The sequence below is a fragment of the Neobacillus sp. PS2-9 genome, assembly GCF_030915525.1.
GTDB lineage: Bacteria > Bacillota > Bacilli > Bacillales > Cytobacillaceae > Neobacillus.
The window spans coordinates 1,503,322-1,522,608 of sequence record NZ_CP133269.1; the positions used below are offsets into that span (position 1 = coordinate 1,503,322).

19 protein-coding genes, 1 pseudogene and 1 other annotated feature are annotated in these 19,287 nt (G+C 41.1%); of the genes and pseudogenes, 18 read left to right on the forward strand and 2 right to left on the reverse strand.

The window, feature by feature from the left end:
* Positions 1–38: 38 nt before the first annotated feature.
* From mreC to pheA, 14 genes are all read left to right on the forward strand, one after another.
* On the forward strand, positions 39–920 hold the full coding sequence (gene mreC, locus RCG25_RS07365) for a rod shape-determining protein MreC (protein WP_308083015.1): 882 nt from the start codon (positions 39–41) through the stop codon (positions 918–920).
* Positions 917–1,435, forward strand: coding sequence for a rod shape-determining protein MreD (gene mreD, locus RCG25_RS07370; RefSeq protein ID WP_308083016.1), 519 nt, complete (start codon positions 917–919; stop codon positions 1,433–1,435). The genes mreC and mreD overlap by 4 nt, the downstream gene beginning before the upstream one ends.
* Positions 1,436–1,640: 205 nt before the next feature.
* Positions 1,641–2,321, forward strand: coding sequence for a septum site-determining protein MinC (minC, locus tag RCG25_RS07375; RefSeq protein ID WP_308083017.1), 681 nt, complete (start codon positions 1,641–1,643; stop codon positions 2,319–2,321).
* 1 nt (position 2,322) lies between these two features.
* Complete coding sequence (gene minD / locus RCG25_RS07380) at positions 2,323–3,126, forward strand: septum site-determining protein MinD (RefSeq protein ID WP_308083018.1); 804 nt, start codon at positions 2,323–2,325, stop codon at positions 3,124–3,126.
* Positions 3,127–3,430: 304 nt separating this feature from the next.
* The gene (locus tag RCG25_RS07385; RefSeq protein WP_308083019.1) at positions 3,431–4,246 is read left to right on the forward strand and encodes a peptidoglycan DD-metalloendopeptidase family protein; all 816 of its coding nucleotides are present in this window, start codon (positions 3,431–3,433) and stop codon (positions 4,244–4,246) included.
* Positions 4,239–5,105, forward strand: coding sequence for a M50 family metallopeptidase (locus tag RCG25_RS07390; RefSeq protein ID WP_308083020.1), 867 nt, complete (start codon positions 4,239–4,241; stop codon positions 5,103–5,105). Before RCG25_RS07385 ends, RCG25_RS07390 begins: the two co-directional genes overlap by 8 nt.
* Positions 5,106–5,341: 236 nt before the next feature.
* Positions 5,342–6,805: an Rne/Rng family ribonuclease gene (locus RCG25_RS07395; RefSeq protein WP_308083022.1), complete on the forward strand. Its 1,464-nt coding sequence runs from the start codon at positions 5,342–5,344 to the stop codon at positions 6,803–6,805.
* Positions 6,806–6,874: 69 nt separating this feature from the next.
* Positions 6,875–6,958, forward strand: a sequence feature (ribosomal protein L21 leader region).
* 13 nt (positions 6,959–6,971) lie between these two features.
* Positions 6,972–7,280, forward strand: a complete 309-nt coding sequence (rplU, locus tag RCG25_RS07400; protein ID WP_283919673.1) for a 50S ribosomal protein L21 — start codon at positions 6,972–6,974, stop codon at positions 7,278–7,280.
* Positions 7,281–7,294: 14 nt separating this feature from the next.
* The gene (locus tag RCG25_RS07405; protein ID WP_308083023.1) at positions 7,295–7,639 is read left to right on the forward strand and encodes a ribosomal-processing cysteine protease Prp; all 345 of its coding nucleotides are present in this window, start codon (positions 7,295–7,297) and stop codon (positions 7,637–7,639) included.
* Positions 7,640–7,933, forward strand: a complete 294-nt coding sequence (gene rpmA / locus RCG25_RS07410) for a 50S ribosomal protein L27 (RefSeq protein ID WP_308083024.1) — start codon at positions 7,640–7,642, stop codon at positions 7,931–7,933.
* A 208-nt stretch (positions 7,934–8,141) separates the two neighbouring features.
* Positions 8,142–8,678 (forward strand): Spo0B C-terminal domain-containing protein, encoded by a 537-nt coding sequence (locus RCG25_RS07415; protein ID WP_308083025.1) that lies wholly within the window; start codon positions 8,142–8,144, stop codon positions 8,676–8,678.
* A gap of 62 nt (positions 8,679–8,740) precedes the next feature.
* Positions 8,741–10,030, forward strand: coding sequence for a GTPase ObgE (gene obgE, locus RCG25_RS07420; protein ID WP_308083026.1), 1,290 nt, complete (start codon positions 8,741–8,743; stop codon positions 10,028–10,030).
* A gap of 26 nt (positions 10,031–10,056) precedes the next feature.
* Positions 10,057–10,512 carry an ACT domain-containing protein gene (locus tag RCG25_RS07425; protein ID WP_308083027.1) on the forward strand — a complete coding sequence of 152 codons (456 nt, stop codon included), beginning with the start codon at positions 10,057–10,059 and terminating at the stop codon, positions 10,510–10,512.
* Positions 10,513–10,580: 68 nt separating this feature from the next.
* Positions 10,581–11,438: a prephenate dehydratase gene (pheA, locus tag RCG25_RS07430; RefSeq protein ID WP_308083028.1), complete on the forward strand. Its 858-nt coding sequence runs from the start codon at positions 10,581–10,583 to the stop codon at positions 11,436–11,438.
* Between the two features lie 193 nt (positions 11,439–11,631).
* Here pheA and RCG25_RS07435 read toward each other — a convergent pair whose 3' ends face one another.
* Complete coding sequence (locus RCG25_RS07435; RefSeq protein WP_308083029.1) at positions 11,632–12,171, reverse strand: transcription repressor NadR; 540 nt, start codon at positions 12,169–12,171, stop codon at positions 11,632–11,634.
* A gap of 71 nt (positions 12,172–12,242) precedes the next feature.
* Complete coding sequence (locus RCG25_RS07440; RefSeq protein ID WP_308083030.1) at positions 12,243–13,373, reverse strand: IscS subfamily cysteine desulfurase; 1,131 nt, start codon at positions 13,371–13,373, stop codon at positions 12,243–12,245.
* Positions 13,374–13,716: 343 nt separating this feature from the next.
* Here RCG25_RS07440 and nadB point away from each other — a divergent pair, with 343 nt between their 5' ends.
* The 4 genes and pseudogenes from nadB to safA form a co-directional block, all read left to right on the forward strand.
* Entirely contained in the window at positions 13,717–15,294 is a 1,578-nt protein-coding gene (gene nadB, locus RCG25_RS07445; protein WP_308083032.1) for an L-aspartate oxidase, read from the forward strand.
* Positions 15,263–16,111, forward strand: a complete 849-nt coding sequence (nadC, locus tag RCG25_RS07450; protein WP_308083033.1) for a carboxylating nicotinate-nucleotide diphosphorylase — start codon at positions 15,263–15,265, stop codon at positions 16,109–16,111. The genes nadB and nadC overlap by 32 nt, the downstream gene beginning before the upstream one ends.
* Position 16,112: 1 nt before the next feature.
* The gene (nadA, locus tag RCG25_RS07455) at positions 16,113–17,210 is read left to right on the forward strand and encodes a quinolinate synthase NadA (protein ID WP_308083034.1); all 1,098 of its coding nucleotides are present in this window, start codon (positions 16,113–16,115) and stop codon (positions 17,208–17,210) included.
* Positions 17,211–17,591: 381 nt separating this feature from the next.
* Positions 17,592–17,739 (forward strand): annotated as a pseudogene (gene safA / locus RCG25_RS26055) (SafA/ExsA family spore coat assembly protein); the annotation flags it as partial.
* Between the last annotated feature and the right edge of the window lie 1,548 nt (positions 17,740–19,287).

The following is a 19,287-nucleotide window of genomic DNA, read 5'->3' on the forward strand; positions in this document are numbered from 1 at the left end:
GACGCAATTTTATCTAGAAAAAATAGAGGTGTATAATCATGCCACAGTTCTTCTTGAATAAACGACTGATTATTTTGCTTGTCAGCATTATTGTTCTCGTGGCATTGATTGGGTTTTCTTTAAGGGAGAGAGAGAAGCTTACCTGGCCGGAACAATTTATTAAAGATACAGCCGGCTGGGTTCAATCCCTGGTTTCAAAGCCTACCAACTATGTTGCCGGCTTTTTTGAAAATCTCCAGGACTTAACCAATACATATGAAGAGAATAAAGAATTAAAATCACGGATTGAAAATCTTGTCAGCCTTGAAGCAGAAGTTCAAGAACTGAAAAAAGACAACAAAGAATTGCGTGACATTCTCGGTGAAAAAGAGACCCTGAGAGATTTGAAACCACTTCCAGCTACAGTTATTGGTAGAAATCCTGATCGTTGGCATGAAATGATTATTATCGACAAAGGTAATCTACAAGGAGTTAAGAAAAATATGGCTGTTGTTACGGCCAGCGGATTGATTGGAAAGGTTAAGAGTGTAACTCAATTCAGTTCAACCGTACAGCTGTTAAGTGCAATGGACCCTAAGAATCGGATTTCCGCTATTGTTCAAGGAACTACCGATGTGTACGGACTTGTTGAAGGCTATGACAAAGAGAAAAAACTACTTATGGTGAAGGCGATTCCTTCTAGTGCGAAAATTGAAAAAGGCCAGACTGTAATTACTTCTGGTTTAGGTGGGATTTTCCCTAAAGGATTAATGATAGGGAAAGTAGTAGAGGTAAAGCCTGACCAGTATGGACTAAACCAAACTGCACTAGTCAAACCAGGTGCCGATTTTTATGACATCAAGTCAGTGATGGTAACGAAGAGACTTATGGCCGAGCCAAATCAAAATGATTTAACCGGTGGGAAGGAGGAAGGATCGTGAAAAAATTCCTTCTTCCTCTTTTGTTTCTATTTTTATTGATTTTTGAAAGTATCTTTGTTCAATACTTACCAGATGGCATTTTGGGTAAGGATCGAATCCTTGTACCGCACTTTCTTTTTGTCGCACTGTTGTTTTTAACGATTTTTGTGGGTAAAAAGAAAGGTGTCATTTATGCCGCTATTTTCGGGCTGTTGTTTGATGTGGTTTACGTAGAAATTATTGGGATTTATTTATTTCTCTATCCATTTATTTCGTATCTTGTTTCTAAAATCATGCACATCATGCAGGCGAATTTTATCATTGCTTTCCTCGTTTCCCTTTTTGCTGTTGCATTATTAGAAGTGGGTGTTTATGAAATGGATTATTTAATCCATGTCACAAGCCTTGATTTTATGAGTTTTCTTACTTTGCGTTTTTATCCAACCCTTTTATTAAATGCGGCTTTTATTATCCTAGCAGGCTTTCCTTTAAAGAGATTATTTGAAAATCATTTGGAATCTTTACGAGATGAATAATGAGTTTCTGCTTACTGTTTTTAAGTTCCTTGCTACTTAAGTTTTCATTTGAAAAAAGAGGAGAATGGACGCATCATGTCGAATTATTATCAAATAGTCTGTACTTTCGATTCAGAACTAGCGTAAGGACGTGCAAAATTCCTTGAAATTTACGGGAATTGCACGTTTCTAGACGGCTTTCTTAATTATGAGGTGAAAATTCTCCATGAAAAAACGGCAAAATGTTACAATAAAAGGAACGAAGGAAGGTCTTGTCCTTCATCTTGATGATAAGTGTTCTTACGACGACCTAAAAAAAGAACTGGATCAGAAGCTTTCGGCGAATTTAAGAACACAAGATGACCGCCACTTAATTTCTGTTAAAGTTGAAATTGGGAATCGGTATATTACGGAAGAACAACGAGAAGAACTAAAGCACTTAATTCGTCAGAAAAAGAATTTAGTTGTGGATGATATTATTTCAAATGTCATCACAAAAGTGGAAGCAGAACGTTTAAAGGCAGAAGCGGGGATTATGACTGTATCTAGAATCATTCGTTCGGGCCAAGTTCTTGAAACTTCAGGCGATCTGCTGTTGATTGGTGATGTGAATCCTGGTGGGACCGTCGTTGCAGGCGGTAATATCTTCATTATGGGGACCTTAAAGGGTGTGGCTCATGCAGGTTGTTTCGGAAATGAACAAGCCGTGATTGCGGCATCAAGCATGAAACCATCGCAGCTTAGAATTAGCGATTGCATCAATCGTTCGCCTGATTCTGTAAAAACTAGCGAAAATCGCGAAATGGAATGTGCTTATATAGATGATAACCGACAAATTATCGTTGATAGATTACAAGCTTTAATTCATTTAAGGCCAGATTTAACTAGATTAGAAGGGGGACATTAAAGTGGGAGAAGCAATAGTAATTACTTCTGGTAAGGGCGGCGTTGGTAAAACAACGACATCCGCAAATATTGGGACGTCTTTGGCCCTTCAAGGAAAAAAAGTATGCTTAGTGGATACAGACATCGGTCTTCGAAACTTAGATGTCGTAATGGGGCTTGAAAACAGAATCATTTATGATCTAGTCGATGTAGTAGAAAAAAGATGTAAGATTCATCAGGCGTTAGTAAAGGACAAGCGATTTGATGGATTATTATATCTACTTCCAGCTGCGCAAACTGTTGATAAATCGGCGGTTAAACCAGAACAGATGAAAGAGCTTATTACAGAATTAAAGCAGGACTATGATTATATAATTATTGATTGCCCTGCTGGTATCGAACAAGGATTCCAGAATGCAGTGGCAGGAGCAGATAAAGCGATTGTTGTCACAACTCCGGAAGTATCTGCGGTACGTGACGCGGACCGTATTATTGGTCTCTTAGAAAAACAAAGAAACATGGAGCCTCCAAAATTAGTGGTCAACCGTATTCGTAATCATATGATGAAGAGCGGGGACATGCTGGAAATTGATGAAATTACCCAGCATTTATCTATAGAGTTAATTGGGATTGTTGCGGATGATGAAGAGGTAATTAAAGCATCAAATCACGGTGAACCGATTGCCCTGAATCCAAACAGCAAAGCATCGATTGCCTATCGAAATATTGCTAGAAGAATTCTAGGCGAATCGATTCCACTGCAACCACTAGATGAAGTAAACAAAGGCGTCTTCACCAAACTTAAGAAGTTCTTCGGAGTTAGATAAATACAAGCCTGTTCACGATCTATCGTGACAGGCTTTTTTTTTAAGGCTCTGTTAAACATGCCTGTTGATTTCCGCTCCAGGCACTTCGCTTTCCGTGGGTGTTTCGGCGAGCCTCCTCGGCGCTAGCGCCTGCGGGGTCTCCCCTGAACCATACTCCCACAGGAGTCTTCGTGCCTTCCGCTCCAATCAACAGGGTGTAAAACTCAACACTGTTCTTTAACACAGCCTAAAAATTAAATTCAGTCATACTCTCAAAAATTCTCACATAGACTTGTACAAAAAAGTGGGAAAAGGGTTGATGGGAATGGCGCGGTCTACACCGGAGGAAATACGGCGACGAATCGCTAAACGAAAAAAAGAAATGGGTTCAACAACAGCAACAAAAGGTCCAGAACGTCCAGAACGTCCAGAACGTCAAATCGCTTGGCCTGGGGATGATGATGACAAATATGGATTTAACTATACGGGTAGCTCCAAAAGTAGCAACGGTGACGACGGACATCCGTTATTTAAAAAAGAAGTGTTCTTCTTCAAAATATTGGCTTCCATCCTCCTTTTTCTCGTGGTAGCCATTCTGTTTCGCAACCAGACAGCGACCTTTGATCCAGTAAGGGATTATGTGACCAGTGCAATGGACAAGGATTTTAAATTTGCCACTGTTTCAAATTGGTACGAAGATAAGTTTGGCAAACCCTTAGCACTTCTGCCTTTCTCAGAGGGAGATAAAACAGACAAAAAAGAAGAAGTGGTCCAAACAGAGTTTTCTGTCCCAGCCATGGGTAAGATCCTCGAAAATTTTGAAAAAAATGGGCAAGGCATCATGATTGAAACCGGTAAAGGAGCGCCAGTCCAATCCATTAACGGTGGTGTAGTCACCTTTGCAGGAGTAAAAGAGGGAATTGGAAAAACCGTCATCATCCAGCATTCAGATGAAACGGAAACATGGTATGGAAACTTAGACGAAATAAAAGTAAACCTATACGAATATATCGACAAGAGAACCGTCGTTGGAACTGTATCCACTTCAACGGGTGAAGATAAAACAAAAGGGAAATATTACTTTGCCATAAAAAAAGGCGATGAATTTATCGACCCTATTCAGGTGATCCGTTTTGAATAGAGCCATTTCATTACTCAGACAAGTTCATATCCACCCCTTGCTGTGGATTATCATTGCTATATCTATCGCTACCGCACATTTCCTTGAAGTTTGCTTGCTGCTGGGGATCATTTTTATACATGAAATGGGGCATGCAGCGGCAGCTTCTTTTTTTTCATGGAGAATCAAAAAAATCTCCCTTCTTCCCTTTGGCGGGGTTGCAGAGATGGATGAACACGGCAATCGCCCATTAAAGGAAGAATTAATTGTGGTGGTAGCTGGACCGCTTCAGCATCTTTGGATGATGGGAGCAGCTTACCTCTTACTATCGTTCTCGTTGATTTCTGAAGACCTATTTCAGCTCTTTATCAACTACAACTTAATGATTTTTATATTTAATCTTTTTCCAGTTTGGCCGCTTGATGGGGGGAAGCTGATATTTTTACTGCTCTCATTAAAACACTCCTTTCCGAGTGCCCACAGGCTGACACTTATCCTTTCCTTTTTAAGTTTGGGTCTTTTTTCATTCCTAATCCTATTCATTGCGCCATCGCATATCAACGTATGGGTTATTATCGCCTTCTTAGCTTTTTCCCTTTACCATGAATGGAAGCAGCGGCGCTTTATTTTTATGAGATTTTTATTAGAACGCTATTATGGAAAAAAATCGAATCCAAGTGCCTTAAAGCCTATACAGGCGAATGAGCATGATTTATTGATCCACGTTTTAGAAAAATTTCAACGAGGCTGCAAACATCCAATTATAGTGGAAGCAGCGGGGAAAGAAAAAGGAATCCTAGATGAAAATGAACTTTTACATGCGTACTTTACAGATAAACGATTAACAGATAAAATCAGCGACCTTCTATTTTTATATTGATTATGGTTATAATGAAGTCATCTATGAAAAAGGCTGTGTTAAAGAACATTGTTGATTATGATACCCTGTTGATTGGAGCGGAAGACACGAAGACTCCTGTGGGAGTACGGGTCAGGGGAGACCCCGCAGGCGCAAGCGCCGAGGAGACTCGCCGAAACGCCCACGAACCGCTCGCGTCTGGAGCGGAAATCAGCAGGCAATTTTAGCAGAGCTATGAAAAAAGTGAGGAAGCTGGATTGGAAACACTACTTGTCAACTACACAACGCGGGAAAAAAGGTTGGCGTATCTCAGAAATAACCGTGTTGAAAATATCCTTTTTGACCGACCAGGCAATCAATCACTGGTCGGTAATATTTATTTTGGGACCGTTACGAAGGTACTTCCGGGCATGAATGCAGTGTTCATCGATATTGGTGAGGAAAAAAATGCCTACTTGCATCGCGATCAGCTGCCTTCGTATGTACAGTCAACTGAAAAACAACAGAACGTTACCTCATTTGTTCACCAGGGAGAGAAAATGCTCGTTCAGGTGGATAAGGATGCAACAGGAACAAAAGGTCCTAAAGTGACGGGGATTATTGAAATTCATGGAAACCATTTGATTTATATGCCTACAGGACGCTATGTGGCAGTTAGTAAAAAAATTGCAGATGAAAAGCAAAATATTACCCTCCGAAAAATAGGCAGCAGCCTGAAAACGGAGGAAGAGGGGATCATTTTTCGGACGTCCAGCATGACCTGTACAAAGGCGGAGATTGAAGAGGAATTGATGGTACTACGTCAACAACACCAGGAATTGCTCCAGCAAACATCACACTTTAAGAAGCCAAGGCTCCTATCCCAAAAAGATACCTTTATGGAAATGGTCCTAGACCGTGTAGCTGCCATGGAGACGGGTGAAATAATAGTAGACGATTTGAACGTTAAGAAGACGCTTGAACAGAACAACCCGCACCTTAAAATTACTTTTTACAATGGAAAAGAAAATATTTTCTCCGTTAATAAGATAGAGCACGAAATTGACAAAGCACTCAAACGGATTGTCTGGCTGGATCATGGTTCCTATCTTATTTTTGACGAAGCCGAAGCTCTAACCATTATTGATGTAAATACGGGGAAGTTCTCTGGAAAAACGGATTATCAAGATACGGTGTTAAAAACGAATCAGCTCGCCGCTAAAGAAATTGTCAGACAGTTGCGACTTCGTGATATCGGTGGAATTGTTCTAATCGATTTTATTGATATGAAGCGTGAAAAGGACAAACAATCCATTCTCTCCCTAATGGAATCAGAGCTGTCAAGGGATGAAAAAAGAACAAAGATGATCGGATTTACTCCACTTGGCATTCTTCAAATCACCAGGAAGAAGACGAAGGTAAGCATTTCTGAGGCGTTACAAGTGAAATGTCCGGTTTGTGAAGGGACGGGGCGGCTCCTAAGTGCTGAAACGGTGGCTTTCCGATTAGAAAGAGAGCTATTAGAGCACCGTCATGCTGATTTTGAAGCCATTCTAGTTGAGGCAACAGAAGAGGTGAAGGACGCACTCTTAGGCGAAAATGAGGCGCATAGAGAAGTGTTAGAAGACCTGTTAAAGGTTACATTATATTTTTCTATACAGCCCTCTGAACGGCATTATTATCAATTAAAGCAGTTCGGTACGATTCAGGAGATTTCTCAACGAGTAATGGATTATTCGTAAGGAAACTAAATAATAGGTTGACACTTTCGATTAAATTATGTATGATTTTAATGTTATGTTTGTAGCGCACCCGTGCTACAACCGCACAGAACAGGTAATAAGATTTCTGCAGATTTGCAGGAGCGCCTGTAATTGGCGAGTCTGAGTTTATAAGGAGGTGCAGTTCATGTACGCAATTATCGAAACTGGCGGTAAGCAATTGAAAGTCGAAGAAGGCCAAGCTATCTACATCGAGAAATTAGATGTTGAAGCTGGTGAGACTGTTACTTTTGACAAAGTTCTTTTCGTTGGCGGTGAAACTGTAAAAGTTGGAAGTCCTGTTGTTGCAGGCGCTACTGTTACAGCTAAAGTTGAAAAACAAGGCCGTGCGAAGAAAATCATTGTTTTCAAGTACAAAGCGAAGAAAAACAATCGTAAGAAGCAAGGTCATCGTCAACCTTACACTAAAGTAATCATCGAAAAAATCAACGCGTAAGGTGTTGAAAAAAGATGATAGGTATTACTATTTATCGTACTGAATCCGGAAAAATTCAATCATTCGAACTAAGCGGTCATGCCTTGTTCGCGGATCGTGGAAAAGATATCGTCTGTGCAGGCGTATCAGCCGTGTCCGTTGGTGCTATCAATGCGGTGCACGAGCTTACCGGCGTTACTCCAGACCTTGAACATCGGGCAGATGGTTTTCTCCGTTGCGTTATCCCGGAAGAACTTCCGGAAGCCGTTTATGAGAAAATCCAGATTCTTCTCGAAGGAATGGCTGTCTCATTACGATCGATTGAAGAAACATACGGAGAGCACATAAAAATTACCTTCAAAAAGCAGGAGGTGGAATAAATGTTATTAAAATTAGATCTTCAGTTGTTTGCATCTAAAAAGGGTGTAGGTTCTACAAAGAACGGACGTGACTCTCATGCAAAGCGCCTTGGTGCTAAGCGTGCAGACGGACAATTTGTATCTGGTGGTTCAATCCTTTACCGTCAACGCGGTACAAAGATTTACCCAGGTGAAAACGTTGGCCGTGGAGGCGACGATACACTTTTTGCAAAAGTTGACGGCGTTGTGAAATTTGAACGTTTCGGTCGTGATCGCAAAAAAGTGAGCGTTTATCCAGTAGCTCAAGAAGCTTAAGGATTACTTTGAAAACTCTAACCTGTTTGGTTAGAGTTTTCTTTTTGCTGCGAAAGTACACCTTCCATCAAAACTCTTCAAGGAAACTACTTCGTCAAGCTCATTTTTTACCACAAACCAAATCATTCAGATAAAAATGCTTACTCTTGGAAATTTTTTTGATATACTAACAGCAAACAATGTTCCGCATTTATGTAGGAGTGTGAGTATGGAGAGAGAATGGGATATCGTTGAAGTGTTGCGGCACTCACGACACGATTGGTTAAATAAACTGCAATTAATAAAGGGAAACTTGGATTTAAATCGAATGGACCGGGCAAAAGCAGTAATTGATGAAATTGTGATTGAGGCTCAGCATGAGACAAAGCTTTCAAATTTACATATGCCTTTGTTTGCTTCCTTACTATTAAAATCCAATTGGGTGAACCCTTCATTTAAACTGGAATATGAGGTCTTTCAAGACACTGAGTCAACAAAAATTGATGACCTAATGATTACAAGTTGGACAAATTCCTTTTTTTCATGTTTAAATAAGGCAATTGAAGCATTCCAGGAAAATCATTTATCAATAACAATTGAACCGCAATCAGAAGGAGTTCGTTTCTTTTTTGATTTTAGCGGGATAATACTAAAAAGGGAACTGATTGAAGAATGCCTTTCTGACCAGAAGAAGCCATTAGAGCTAGAGGTGAAGGAATTCACTGAAAACGAACTCTCTGTAGAAATATTTATGCCTGCTTTATAAGGGCTTGAAGGCGTTTTCGTAAGACATCAGTTTATTTAAAAGTGCAAGTCGGGAGGAATAAGATGTTTGTCGATCAAACGAAGATATATGTAAAAGGTGGAGACGGTGGCAACGGGATTGTCGCTTATCGCCGTGAAAAATATGTACCAAAAGGCGGTCCAGCTGGCGGTGATGGCGGTAAAGGGGCAGATGTGATCTTTGAAGTAAATGAAGGACTCCGTACCTTAATGGATTTCCGCTACCAACGTCATTTCAAGGCGCCACGTGGTGAACATGGAATGTCAAAAAATCAGCACGGTAGAAATGCGAAGGATATGCTTGTTAAAGTTCCACCGGGTACGGTAATCATTGACGCTGAGACAAAAGAAGTACTAGCCGATCTTGTTGAACATGGTCAGCGTGCAATTATTGCTAAAGGTGGTCGCGGAGGTAGAGGTAATTCTCGATTCGCTACTCCGGCAAATCCGGCTCCAGAGATCGCTGAAAATGGTGAACCTGGACAAGAGCGCGAAGTAATATTAGAACTTAAGCTTCTTGCTGATGTTGGTCTTGTAGGCTATCCAAGTGTAGGGAAATCAACCTTATTATCAGTGGTTTCATCCGCAAGACCAAAAATTGCTGAATATCATTTTACAACGATTGTTCCTAACCTAGGTATGGTCGAAACAGAAGATAATCGAAGCTTTGTTATGGCAGACCTACCAGGCCTCATTGAAGGTGCCTCTGAAGGAGTAGGTCTAGGACATCAATTTTTACGACATATTGAACGGACTAGGGTCATTGTTCATGTCATCGATATGGCAGCAACAGAAGGCCGGGATCCATTTGAAGATTATTTGAATATTAATAAAGAATTAGAAGAATATAATCTCCGACTAACAGAGCGTCCGCAAATTATTGTGGCGAATAAAATGGACATTCCGGAAGCGGAAGAGAATTTACAAAAGTTCAAAGAACGTCTCGAAGAGGATTATCCAATATTCCCAATTTCAGCTATTACTAGAAAGGGACTAAGGGAGCTTTTATTCTCTATTGCAGATAAGATTGAGCAAACTCCAGAGTTCCCGCTTGACCATGAAGAAGAGGATACAGGCGTACATCGTGTTCTTTATAAGCACGAAGCAGACCCAGAAGCTTTTTATATTACGAGAGAGCCAGATGGTTCGTTTGTTATTTCTGGTGAAAAGATTGAAAAAATGTTTAAAATGACTAATTTCCAAACAGAAGAATCTGTTCGCCGTTTCTCACGTCAGCTTCGTACTCTTGGGGTTGATGAGGCGTTAAGACAAAGAGGAGCAAAAGACGGGGATATCGTTAAGTTGATGGAATTTGAATTCGAGTTTGTTGATTAGTTCCTGTAAGAGATCGAGGTAGAGAGATGAAGATGGATAACGTTGATAAAAAATTTTATCTGGTCCGTGAAGATGTGTTGCCTGAAGCGATGAAGAAAACCATAGATGTGAAGGATATGCTTGAACGTGGCAAAGCAGAATCGGTGGCAGATGCCGTTCAAAAGGTAGATTTAAGCAGAAGCGCCTATTATAAATACAGAGATACGGTATTTCCTTTTTCAACGATTACAAAGGAAAGGCTTATCACCCTATTTTTCCATTTAGAGGATCGCTCCGGCACTCTCTCCAAACTTTTAGGAGTAGTTGCATCGTCTGGCTGTAATGTCTTAACTATTCATCAAACGATTCCACTTCAGGGCAGAGCTAATGTGACGTTGTCGTTAAACACATCGAACTTGACTTTGGGATTCGATGAAGTGCTTTCTGAGTTAAGAAAGCTTGAATTTGTCGAGAAAGTAGAAGTGCTGGGAACAGGTGCATAAATGAACCGATTGTTCATTATGCTTGGCTGTTTTCAGCCTTCTTTTTATATTTTTGGGGGTGGGGAAGAATGAAGGTTGGTTTTTTAGGACCAAAAGCTACGTTTACAGAACTCGCAGTTAAGAAGGTTTTTTCAGGATTTGATCTTATGCCGTATCGAACCATTCCTGAAAGCATGGATGCCTTAGTCGAAAAGGAAGTAGACCTTGCTGTGGTACCGATTGAAAATGCCCTTGAAGGGTCCGTTAATATTACTCTTGATTATTTAACACATATGGTTCAGGTTCCAATTGTCGGGGAAATTACATTACCTATTAAGCAGCATCTAATGGTCCATCCATCTAATGCAGAGAATTGGATGGAGGTCTCCAAAATCTACAGCCATTCTCATGCCATTGCTCAATGTCATAAATTCTTACATAATCAATTTAAAGGCATCCCGTATGAGGCTGTATCTTCAACGGCAGCGGCTGCACAGTTTGTTATGGAACGACCTGAATTAAAATCTGCCGCGATTGCGAATGAACTGGCTGCAAAAGAATATGGGCTGGCCATTGTCAAAAGGAACATTCATGATTTTGACTACAACCATACTCGTTTTGTGGTTTTAACTGAAGCAGATTTTGATTTTTCATCATTAAGTGGTTCGACTCATTACAAAACAACGTTGATGGTGACGCTTCCTGCAGATGACCAAGCTGGGGCACTTCATCAAGTGTTATCTGCCTTTGCGTGGAGAAAATTAAACCTTTCAAAAATTGAATCAAGACCGATGAAGACAGGAATTGGCAATTACTTTTTCATTATTGACATTGAAATGAAACTTGATGAGGTTTTGATTCCGGGCGCTATGGCGGAGTTAGAAGCGTTAGGCTGCGGTGTAACATTATTAGGCAGTTATCCATCCATAATGGTAAAACTAGATTAAATAAGAAAAGCGCAAGCGCCTTGATCAGCCCCGACAGGCAAATGTTCTTCGGCAAGAAAAGTCGCTCTTTGACTTTACTTGCCGAAGGTTATTTGACCCGAGGGGCTAGGCGCTGGAGCTGGACAATTCTCGTAGTCGCTTTTGAAACTTTCTAATACTTAAATAAAGGACCCGCTGCATGTAGCGAGTCCTTTTATGATTCAATGAGATAGCCTTCATCTTTTAACGCGACTTCGGCTTTATCTAAGATATCAATACTTGAGGCTGAAATGGTATGAAGATGGATTCCATCTGTTAATTGAGATAATAATGAAGCCCCTGTATTCTGGATGTTTTGCATAAACTGTTTAACTTCTTGACGATTAGAAACCATAATCGATGCAGTTAAATCTCCATAAACCGAGTGTTCGATTTTGACATCTTTCACTAATACTCCATGGTCAACGAGCAAATTAAGTTCCTTTTCAGTGTCCTCAGGTGAATGTCTGCACGCAATCGTTCTTTCAAACGTACTTTTACTATAGTTTTGCTGTAAATAAATATACCCTTGACTGGTAGCGATAATCGGTTCATTTTTTGCTTTAAGCAGTGTGATATCCCCTACAATCACCTGTCTACTGACATTTGTTCTACTTGCTAGCTCGCTGCCTGTTAACGGTATGGGGCTATCCTTTAGCTGTTGAAGAATGAGCGACCTCCTTTCCTCTCCCAATATTTTCTTTTGCTCTACCATATAATTCCTCCTACATCTAATTCTGTTTTATCATTCTAGCATAGTTTCGTTTGATTTAATAAGGGAACAACTCAAAATGTCTTTACAATAGTAACAATCGTTTCCCCGAGACGGACAACATCCTCAAGGGAGGTGCTTTGACCAAAAGAGACCCGTATAAACTCCTTTGCTTCTTCCGAATTTAGCCCAAGTGCCTGAGTGACCTTTGCGGGTTGTTGCATTCCAATCTGACAGGCGCTTCCTGTGGAAATAGCAAAGCCTAATCGATTACACTCAAGCATCAACAATTGTCCCTGTATGCCACTAATTCCAAGTCCAATGATAGAAGGAAGCTGAGACCCCTCGCCAGCTTGGTAAAGCTTAATTCTGTCTTTTATGGGACCAAGTGCATTGATAAAATTACGCCTCAACAACTGAAAGTGAATGTTATCGTCACTGAGCCTTGCGTGAATTTTCTGTGCGGCTACTGTCATGGCAGCTATGGCTGGGATATTTAACGTTCCTGGGCGGAATCCCTTTTCATGAGAGGCTCCAGGAAAAAATGGTTCCCACTTAATTCGGGGATCGACATATGCTCCCCCGACCCCTTTTGGTCCATAAATTTTATGACCAGAAAAAGATAAACTACTGACAAGAGAAGCGATAGGTTTAATATCTATTTTACCAAAGGATTGAACAATATCGCTGTGCAGGTGGATATTGTTATCGTTACATACTCTAGCTATTTCTTCGATAGGCTGGATTGTTCCAATCTCTGAATTCACATGTTGCAGGATCATCAAAATCGTATCAGATTTTATAGCATTCAATAGCTGTTCTTGATCAATCAGTCCAACTGAATTAAACGGTACTAGAGTGATTTGATAGCCAGCCTTTTTTAACCTGTTAAGCGTTCCGTGGACAGATGAATGCTCCGCTATTCCAGCAATAATATGTTTTCCTTCTTTTTTAGGGGAGGACAACAATGCTTCAATCGCTAAAAAGTTTGCTTCCGATCCACCACTGGTAAAAAAAAGCCCATTTTTGTCAATCCCAATTAGATTGGCTAATTCTTCTCGACAATTTTCAAGCAAGGAATGTGAAAGTCCACCGAGATCATGGAGGCTGCTTGAATTACCATAGTATTCTGTTGCAACTTTTGTAAATACCTGTGCTACTTCCGGATCCATAGGCGTTGTGGCTGCAAAATCACAATATATCATGAAACTTCTCCCATACTCATTTTTTGGTTAGGCTCTGTTAAAATTGTCTGTTGATTTCCGCTCCAGGCTCTTCGCTTTCCGTGTGCGTTTCGGCGAGCCTCCTCGGCGCTTGCGCCTGCGGGGTCTCCCCTGAACCGTACTCCCACAGGAGTCTTCGCGCCTTCCGCTCCAATCAACAGGATATAAAAATCAGTACTGTTCTTTTACACTGCCTTTGATTCAGTCTTAGAATCTAAAGCTCTAGTTAACTGTCCTTCTATTTTTCTATTAAAATACTTGTTTTTAGTTTAATTGTATGTAAATATATATGTCAAGACACCTGTTATGTCAGGAGGGTCAGAACATGACAAAAGATGATGTATTAATCATTGGAAGTGGAGTAGCGGCATTGCAGCTTGCCAATCAATTAAAACTGGATTTAAATGTGAGGATACTCACAAAAGAAAAGATAAGAACCGCAAATTCCTATCTTGCCCAGGGTGGGATTGCAGCAGCCTTGGGTGCAAACGACCACCCAACAAAACATATGGTCGATACGCTAGAGGCAGGGAGATTTCACAACCATTCAGATGTGGTTCAACAAGTCATTCATGCCGCACCTTTACTTATAAAGAAGATGGCACAACAAGGCGATATTTTTGATAAAAATCAACTGGGTGAACTTTTTCTTGGGATGGAAGGGGCACATAGCGAAAAGAGAATTGTTCATGGCGGCGGTGATGCCACTGGTAAAAATGTCATGGAGCATCTGATTAGTAAGCTTAAGGACAATGTCATCGTAGAAGAGAATGTCTTCGCCTATGAATTACTCCTAAATACAAGAAAAAACCGCTGTATTGGGGTTAAAGCTAAAGCCTTAGATGGGTCAATAAGAAGCTTCTATGGTACCTATTGTATTATCGCTTCAGGAGGCTGCGGTCAACTATATAGCTACACATCAAATGCGAAAACGGTAAGTGGTGATGGGATTGCGATGGCCTATTTAGCAGGAGCGGAAATTGTGGATATGGAATTTGTTCAATTTCACCCTACCCTCTTATATGTAAACGGAGAAACAAAAGGATTAATATCGGAAGCTGTTAGAGGGGAAGGGGCAACCCTAATCACGGAGGACGGGACTCCTATTATGGAGGGAGTTCATCCTTTAAAGGACCTAGGCCCAAGACACGTTGTTTCACAAAGAATATATGAATGTCTGAAAAAAGGTAACCAAGTTTATTTAGATATCAGTAAAATTGCTGAATTTGAAAAGAGATTTCCTTCGGTTACAACGATTTGCGAGGAAAATGGAGTCCGTGTTTCGGATGGGAAAATCCCTGTCGCTCCAGGAAGCCATTTTTTAATGGGAGGAATTAAAACAGACTTAATCGGCAGGTCTTCCATTATGGGACTATATGCGATTGGAGAAGCCTCCTGCACGGGATTGCATGGTGCCAATCGTTTAGCCAGCAACTCCCTTTTAGAAGGATTATATCAAGGCGACCAATTATCAAAATGGATCAATGAAGGCAAAAAAGAAACTCAATCTTTAGATTCGAAGCCATTCTATCCTTCTTTTAAAAAAGAGAGCTTTGCTCTACCAAATGTTCAACAGATAAGGGATTTAATGATGGAGCGGGTTGGAATTGTTAGAAATGAAGGTAATCTTATGAAGCAGCTAGCCTGGATCGACGAATACAAGCCGGAAGAAATTAATTTAGATGCTTGTTCTTCAGCGGAAATGACAAAGGTTTTTATGCTGGTTATTTCCAAGCTGATTACAGAGTCCGCGTTAAAGAGGACAGAAAGCAGGGGTGGTCATTTTAGGAGTGATTATCCAATGGAAGATGACAAAATGTGGTTAAGGAAATCAATTATTCATAAATATATACATGGAGTGGAGAAAACCAATGAACACACTAAAACTGCGCTCGCTACTTGAGCAATATTTTATTGAAGACATCGGCGAACAAGATATTACCACAGATTTAATTTTTACAGATGATACAAAAGGGGAAATTGTTTTTCTGGCAAAAGAAGCTGGAATTTTCTGCGGTGAAGAGATTATTAAAACGGGGTTCCAGATATTAAATACTACTATTTCAGCACAGGTATTTGTAAAAGATGGCCAGTCATTCGAAATTGGACAAGAGCTTGCACACGTTTCAGGGAAAATTGCTGATTTATTAAAGGGCGAGAGAGTCATTCTCAATCTTGTTCAACGGATGAGTGGGATTGCCACCTTAACTCGAAAAACAGTTAATACCCTTGACAGTGGTCATACGAAAATTTGTGATACACGGAAAACGACACCAGGCCTGCGTATGCTTGAAAAATATGCTGTGCGCTGTGGAGGTGGTTTTAATCATCGTTTCGGATTATACGATGGAGTCATGATTAAAGACAATCACATCTCCTTTGCCGGTTCTATAACAAAGGCAGTAGATGCGATCAGGAAAAATGCTGGTCACATGGTAAAGGTGGAGGTCGAGGTTGAGTCGGAAGAACAAGTGCTTGAAGCAGTAAATGCAGGTGCAGATGTCATTATGTTTGATAACCGTACACCTGATGAAATTAAGGAATTGATTAAATTAGTTCCGCCGTCTATCATCACCGAAGCCTCAGGTGGAATCCAATTAACAAATATCGCCGACTACCGTGAAACTGGTGTGGATTTTATCTCGCTTGGCTACTTAACTCATTCTTATAAAGCATTAGACATAAGTGTAAAAGTCCGATGGAACAAAGGAGAGGAGTAAGGTGAATTTTTTAGCGGCGTTAGAAAAAAATAGTATAATTCCTGAAAAATATAAGCAAATGACACGTGAAGAACTCGAAAGCCGGGTAATGGAAATAAAGAAACAGCTAGGGTCCCGTTTGTTTATTCCAGGGCATCATTATCAAAAAGATGAAGTCGTTCAGTTTGCTGATGCGACTGGTGATTCCCTACAGCTTGCACAATTATCAGCGAAAAATACCGAGGCCGAATTTATTGTTTTCTGTGGCGTTCATTTTATGGCAGAAACAGCTGATATTTTAACATCTGAAAAGCAAAAGGTAATCTTGCCAGATATGCGCGCAGGATGTTCGATGGCTGATATGGCGGATATCCAGCAAACAGAACGAGCCTGGGAACGGCTTCAGGAACTTTTTGGTGACACGATTCTTCCTTTAACCTACGTGAATTCAACAGCAGCCATCAAGGGATTTGTAGGAGCCCATGGAGGAGCAACGGTAACCTCTTCGAATGCGGAGAAAATGGTTAAATGGGGATTTGAGAAAAAAGAACGAATTCTTTTCCTGCCTGATCAGCATTTGGGCAGAAATACTGCGGCTGATTTAGGTATAGGCTTAGACGAGATGGCTATTTTGAATCCAATAACCAATGAGTTGGAGTTTGATGGTGATATTTCAGTAATTAAAGTCATTCTCTGGAAAGGGCATTGCTCGGTTCATGAAAATTTTACTGTTCAAAATGTGATTGATACTAGGTACCAATACCCCAATATGAATATCATTGTTCATCCAGAATGCCGCCGAGAGGTAGTAGAGCTAGCGGATATGGCGGGCTCAACTAGTTATATTATACATGCTATTGAGAATGCTAAGCCTGGAACAGCTTGGGCGATTGGAACAGAAATGAATCTGGTTAATCGACTAATAAAAAATCACCCGGATAAAAAAATCATTTCATTGAATCCACATATGTGCCCATGCCTGACTATGAACCGAATCGATCTGCCCCATTTAGTTTGGAGCTTGGATACCTTGGAAGAAACACAAAATATTATTAAAGTTAGTCCAGAAATTGCCCAAAATGCCAAACTGGCACTTGAAAAAATGCTGCAAAATTCATAATAAATAAACAAAAAAAGATGCCATTTTAGCAAAGGCATCTTTTTTATATGCCTGTTTAAAGCCTTATGCTGAATTGAAACACCTGTTGATTGGAGCGGAAGGAGCGTAGACTCCTGTGGGAGTATGGTTCAGGGGAGACCCCGCAGGCGCTTTTCGCCGAGGAGGTTCGCCGAAACACCCACGGAAAGCGAAGCTACTGGAGCGGAAATCAACAGACAGATTATGGTGCCTTATACATGTAGCAAAAAACAAGGTGGCTGTCCTTTCTTTCGACCTTATACATATTTTTTCAAAAAGCAGCATAAGTTTTTCTGAAGAATGATAGCACTTTGCCCATTTTCACATACACTATATGGACTTATGCATAGGAGGGAAATCAGAGTGAAGATCCATATCGTACAGAAAGGGGATACTCTTTGGAAGATCGCCAAGAAGTACGGCGTGAATTTTGAAGAGCTGAAGAAGCTTAATTCACAGCTCAGCAACCCTGATATGATTATGCCCGGTATGAAAATAAAAGTCCCAACAACAGGAGGAAGCATAAAGAAAGAAGCCCCTATGGGAACGAAACCGGAAACAACAATCAATTTAGGTGTAAAGAAAGAAAAGCCGATTGCTGAGCAACCGTTCGCCAAAGAGAAACCTGTGCCAATGCCGATGGTAGAGGCACCAATTAAAAAAGAAGCACCAATTGTCAAAGAAAAACCTATCGTAAAAGAAGTACCGAAAACGCCCTATACTCCAAAAATGCCTCTACAAATCGTCCCAGAAATTGATATTAACAATTATTACATGATGAATATGCAAAATATGACGGTTCAGCAACCTCAGCTGCCGCCTAAACCAGCCAATATCCTTCCAGAAGTAAAAGAGGTTCCGAAGAAAGAAGTACCTATAAAAGAAGTACCTATGAAAGAAATGCCAATTAAAGAGAATTTTGTTCCTGCACCGCCGCCAGTTGAAGCCCCTATTGCGGAAATGCCGGTTCAAGAACAATGCGTTCCTATGACGCCCGTTATGCCTGGTCCGGGCTTTTGCCCACCATTTGGTGGATTTCCGATGATGCCATATCCGCAAATGCAGGGAATGGGGATGCCTGCTCCAGGTATGGTTCCAGGTTATCCAGGCGTAGCTCCAATGACAGCGGCTGCACCTGGTATGGCAGCTCCATACTTCCATGATGATGAATCATCATCTTTTATGCCACAAGTGCCTGTCATGAATCCAGCATACAACCCAGGAGCAATGATGGGTGCACAGAACCCAGGATTCCAGCAGCAGATGCAAAATCCTTATATGGACCCAGCAGCATTCGGTCAAATGCCAGCAGGCTACGGTCAGATGCCGACAGGAATGGGCGAAATGCCAGCAAGTTATGGTCAGATACCAACAGGAATGGGTCAAATGCCAATGAACTATGGTCAGATGCCAACAGGAATGAGTCAAATGCCAATGGACTATGGTCAGATGCCAACAGGAATGGGTCAAATGCCAATGGACTATGGCCAGATGCCAACAGGAATGGGTCAAATGCCAATGGACTACGGCCAGATGCCAGCAGGAATGGGTCAAATGCCAATGGGCTACGGCCAGATGCCAGCTGGATATGGTCAAATGCCAATGGGTGCGGCTCCGACTTCAATGCCATCACAGAACCCGGGAGAATCCATGCAAGCCGCTCCAATGATGCCTGGAACGATGTACGGAAACCCAGGAATGACAAATCCTTATGGTATGGGTGGCCAAATGCCTTACGGATATCCACAAATGGGCGGTATGAACCCATATGGGGTAACTGATTTTGAATCACCAGAAATGATGATGCCTGTTGCAGGCAGTCAAATGCCTTACATGCAAAACCCTTATCCAACTCAAGGGTTTCCGATGAGTACAGCTGCAATGGGTGACTGCGGTTGTGGTGGTCCTGTGGCAACACCTTATATGGGTGCCATGCCTGCCGCTGAAAGTGTTCCTGCAACAATGCCGTCAACATTTGTACCACCGACTCCACCTATTTACAGTGCTCCTTATACGGGTCCAATGAATGTCGCTCAACCACCGTATATGAATCCTTATG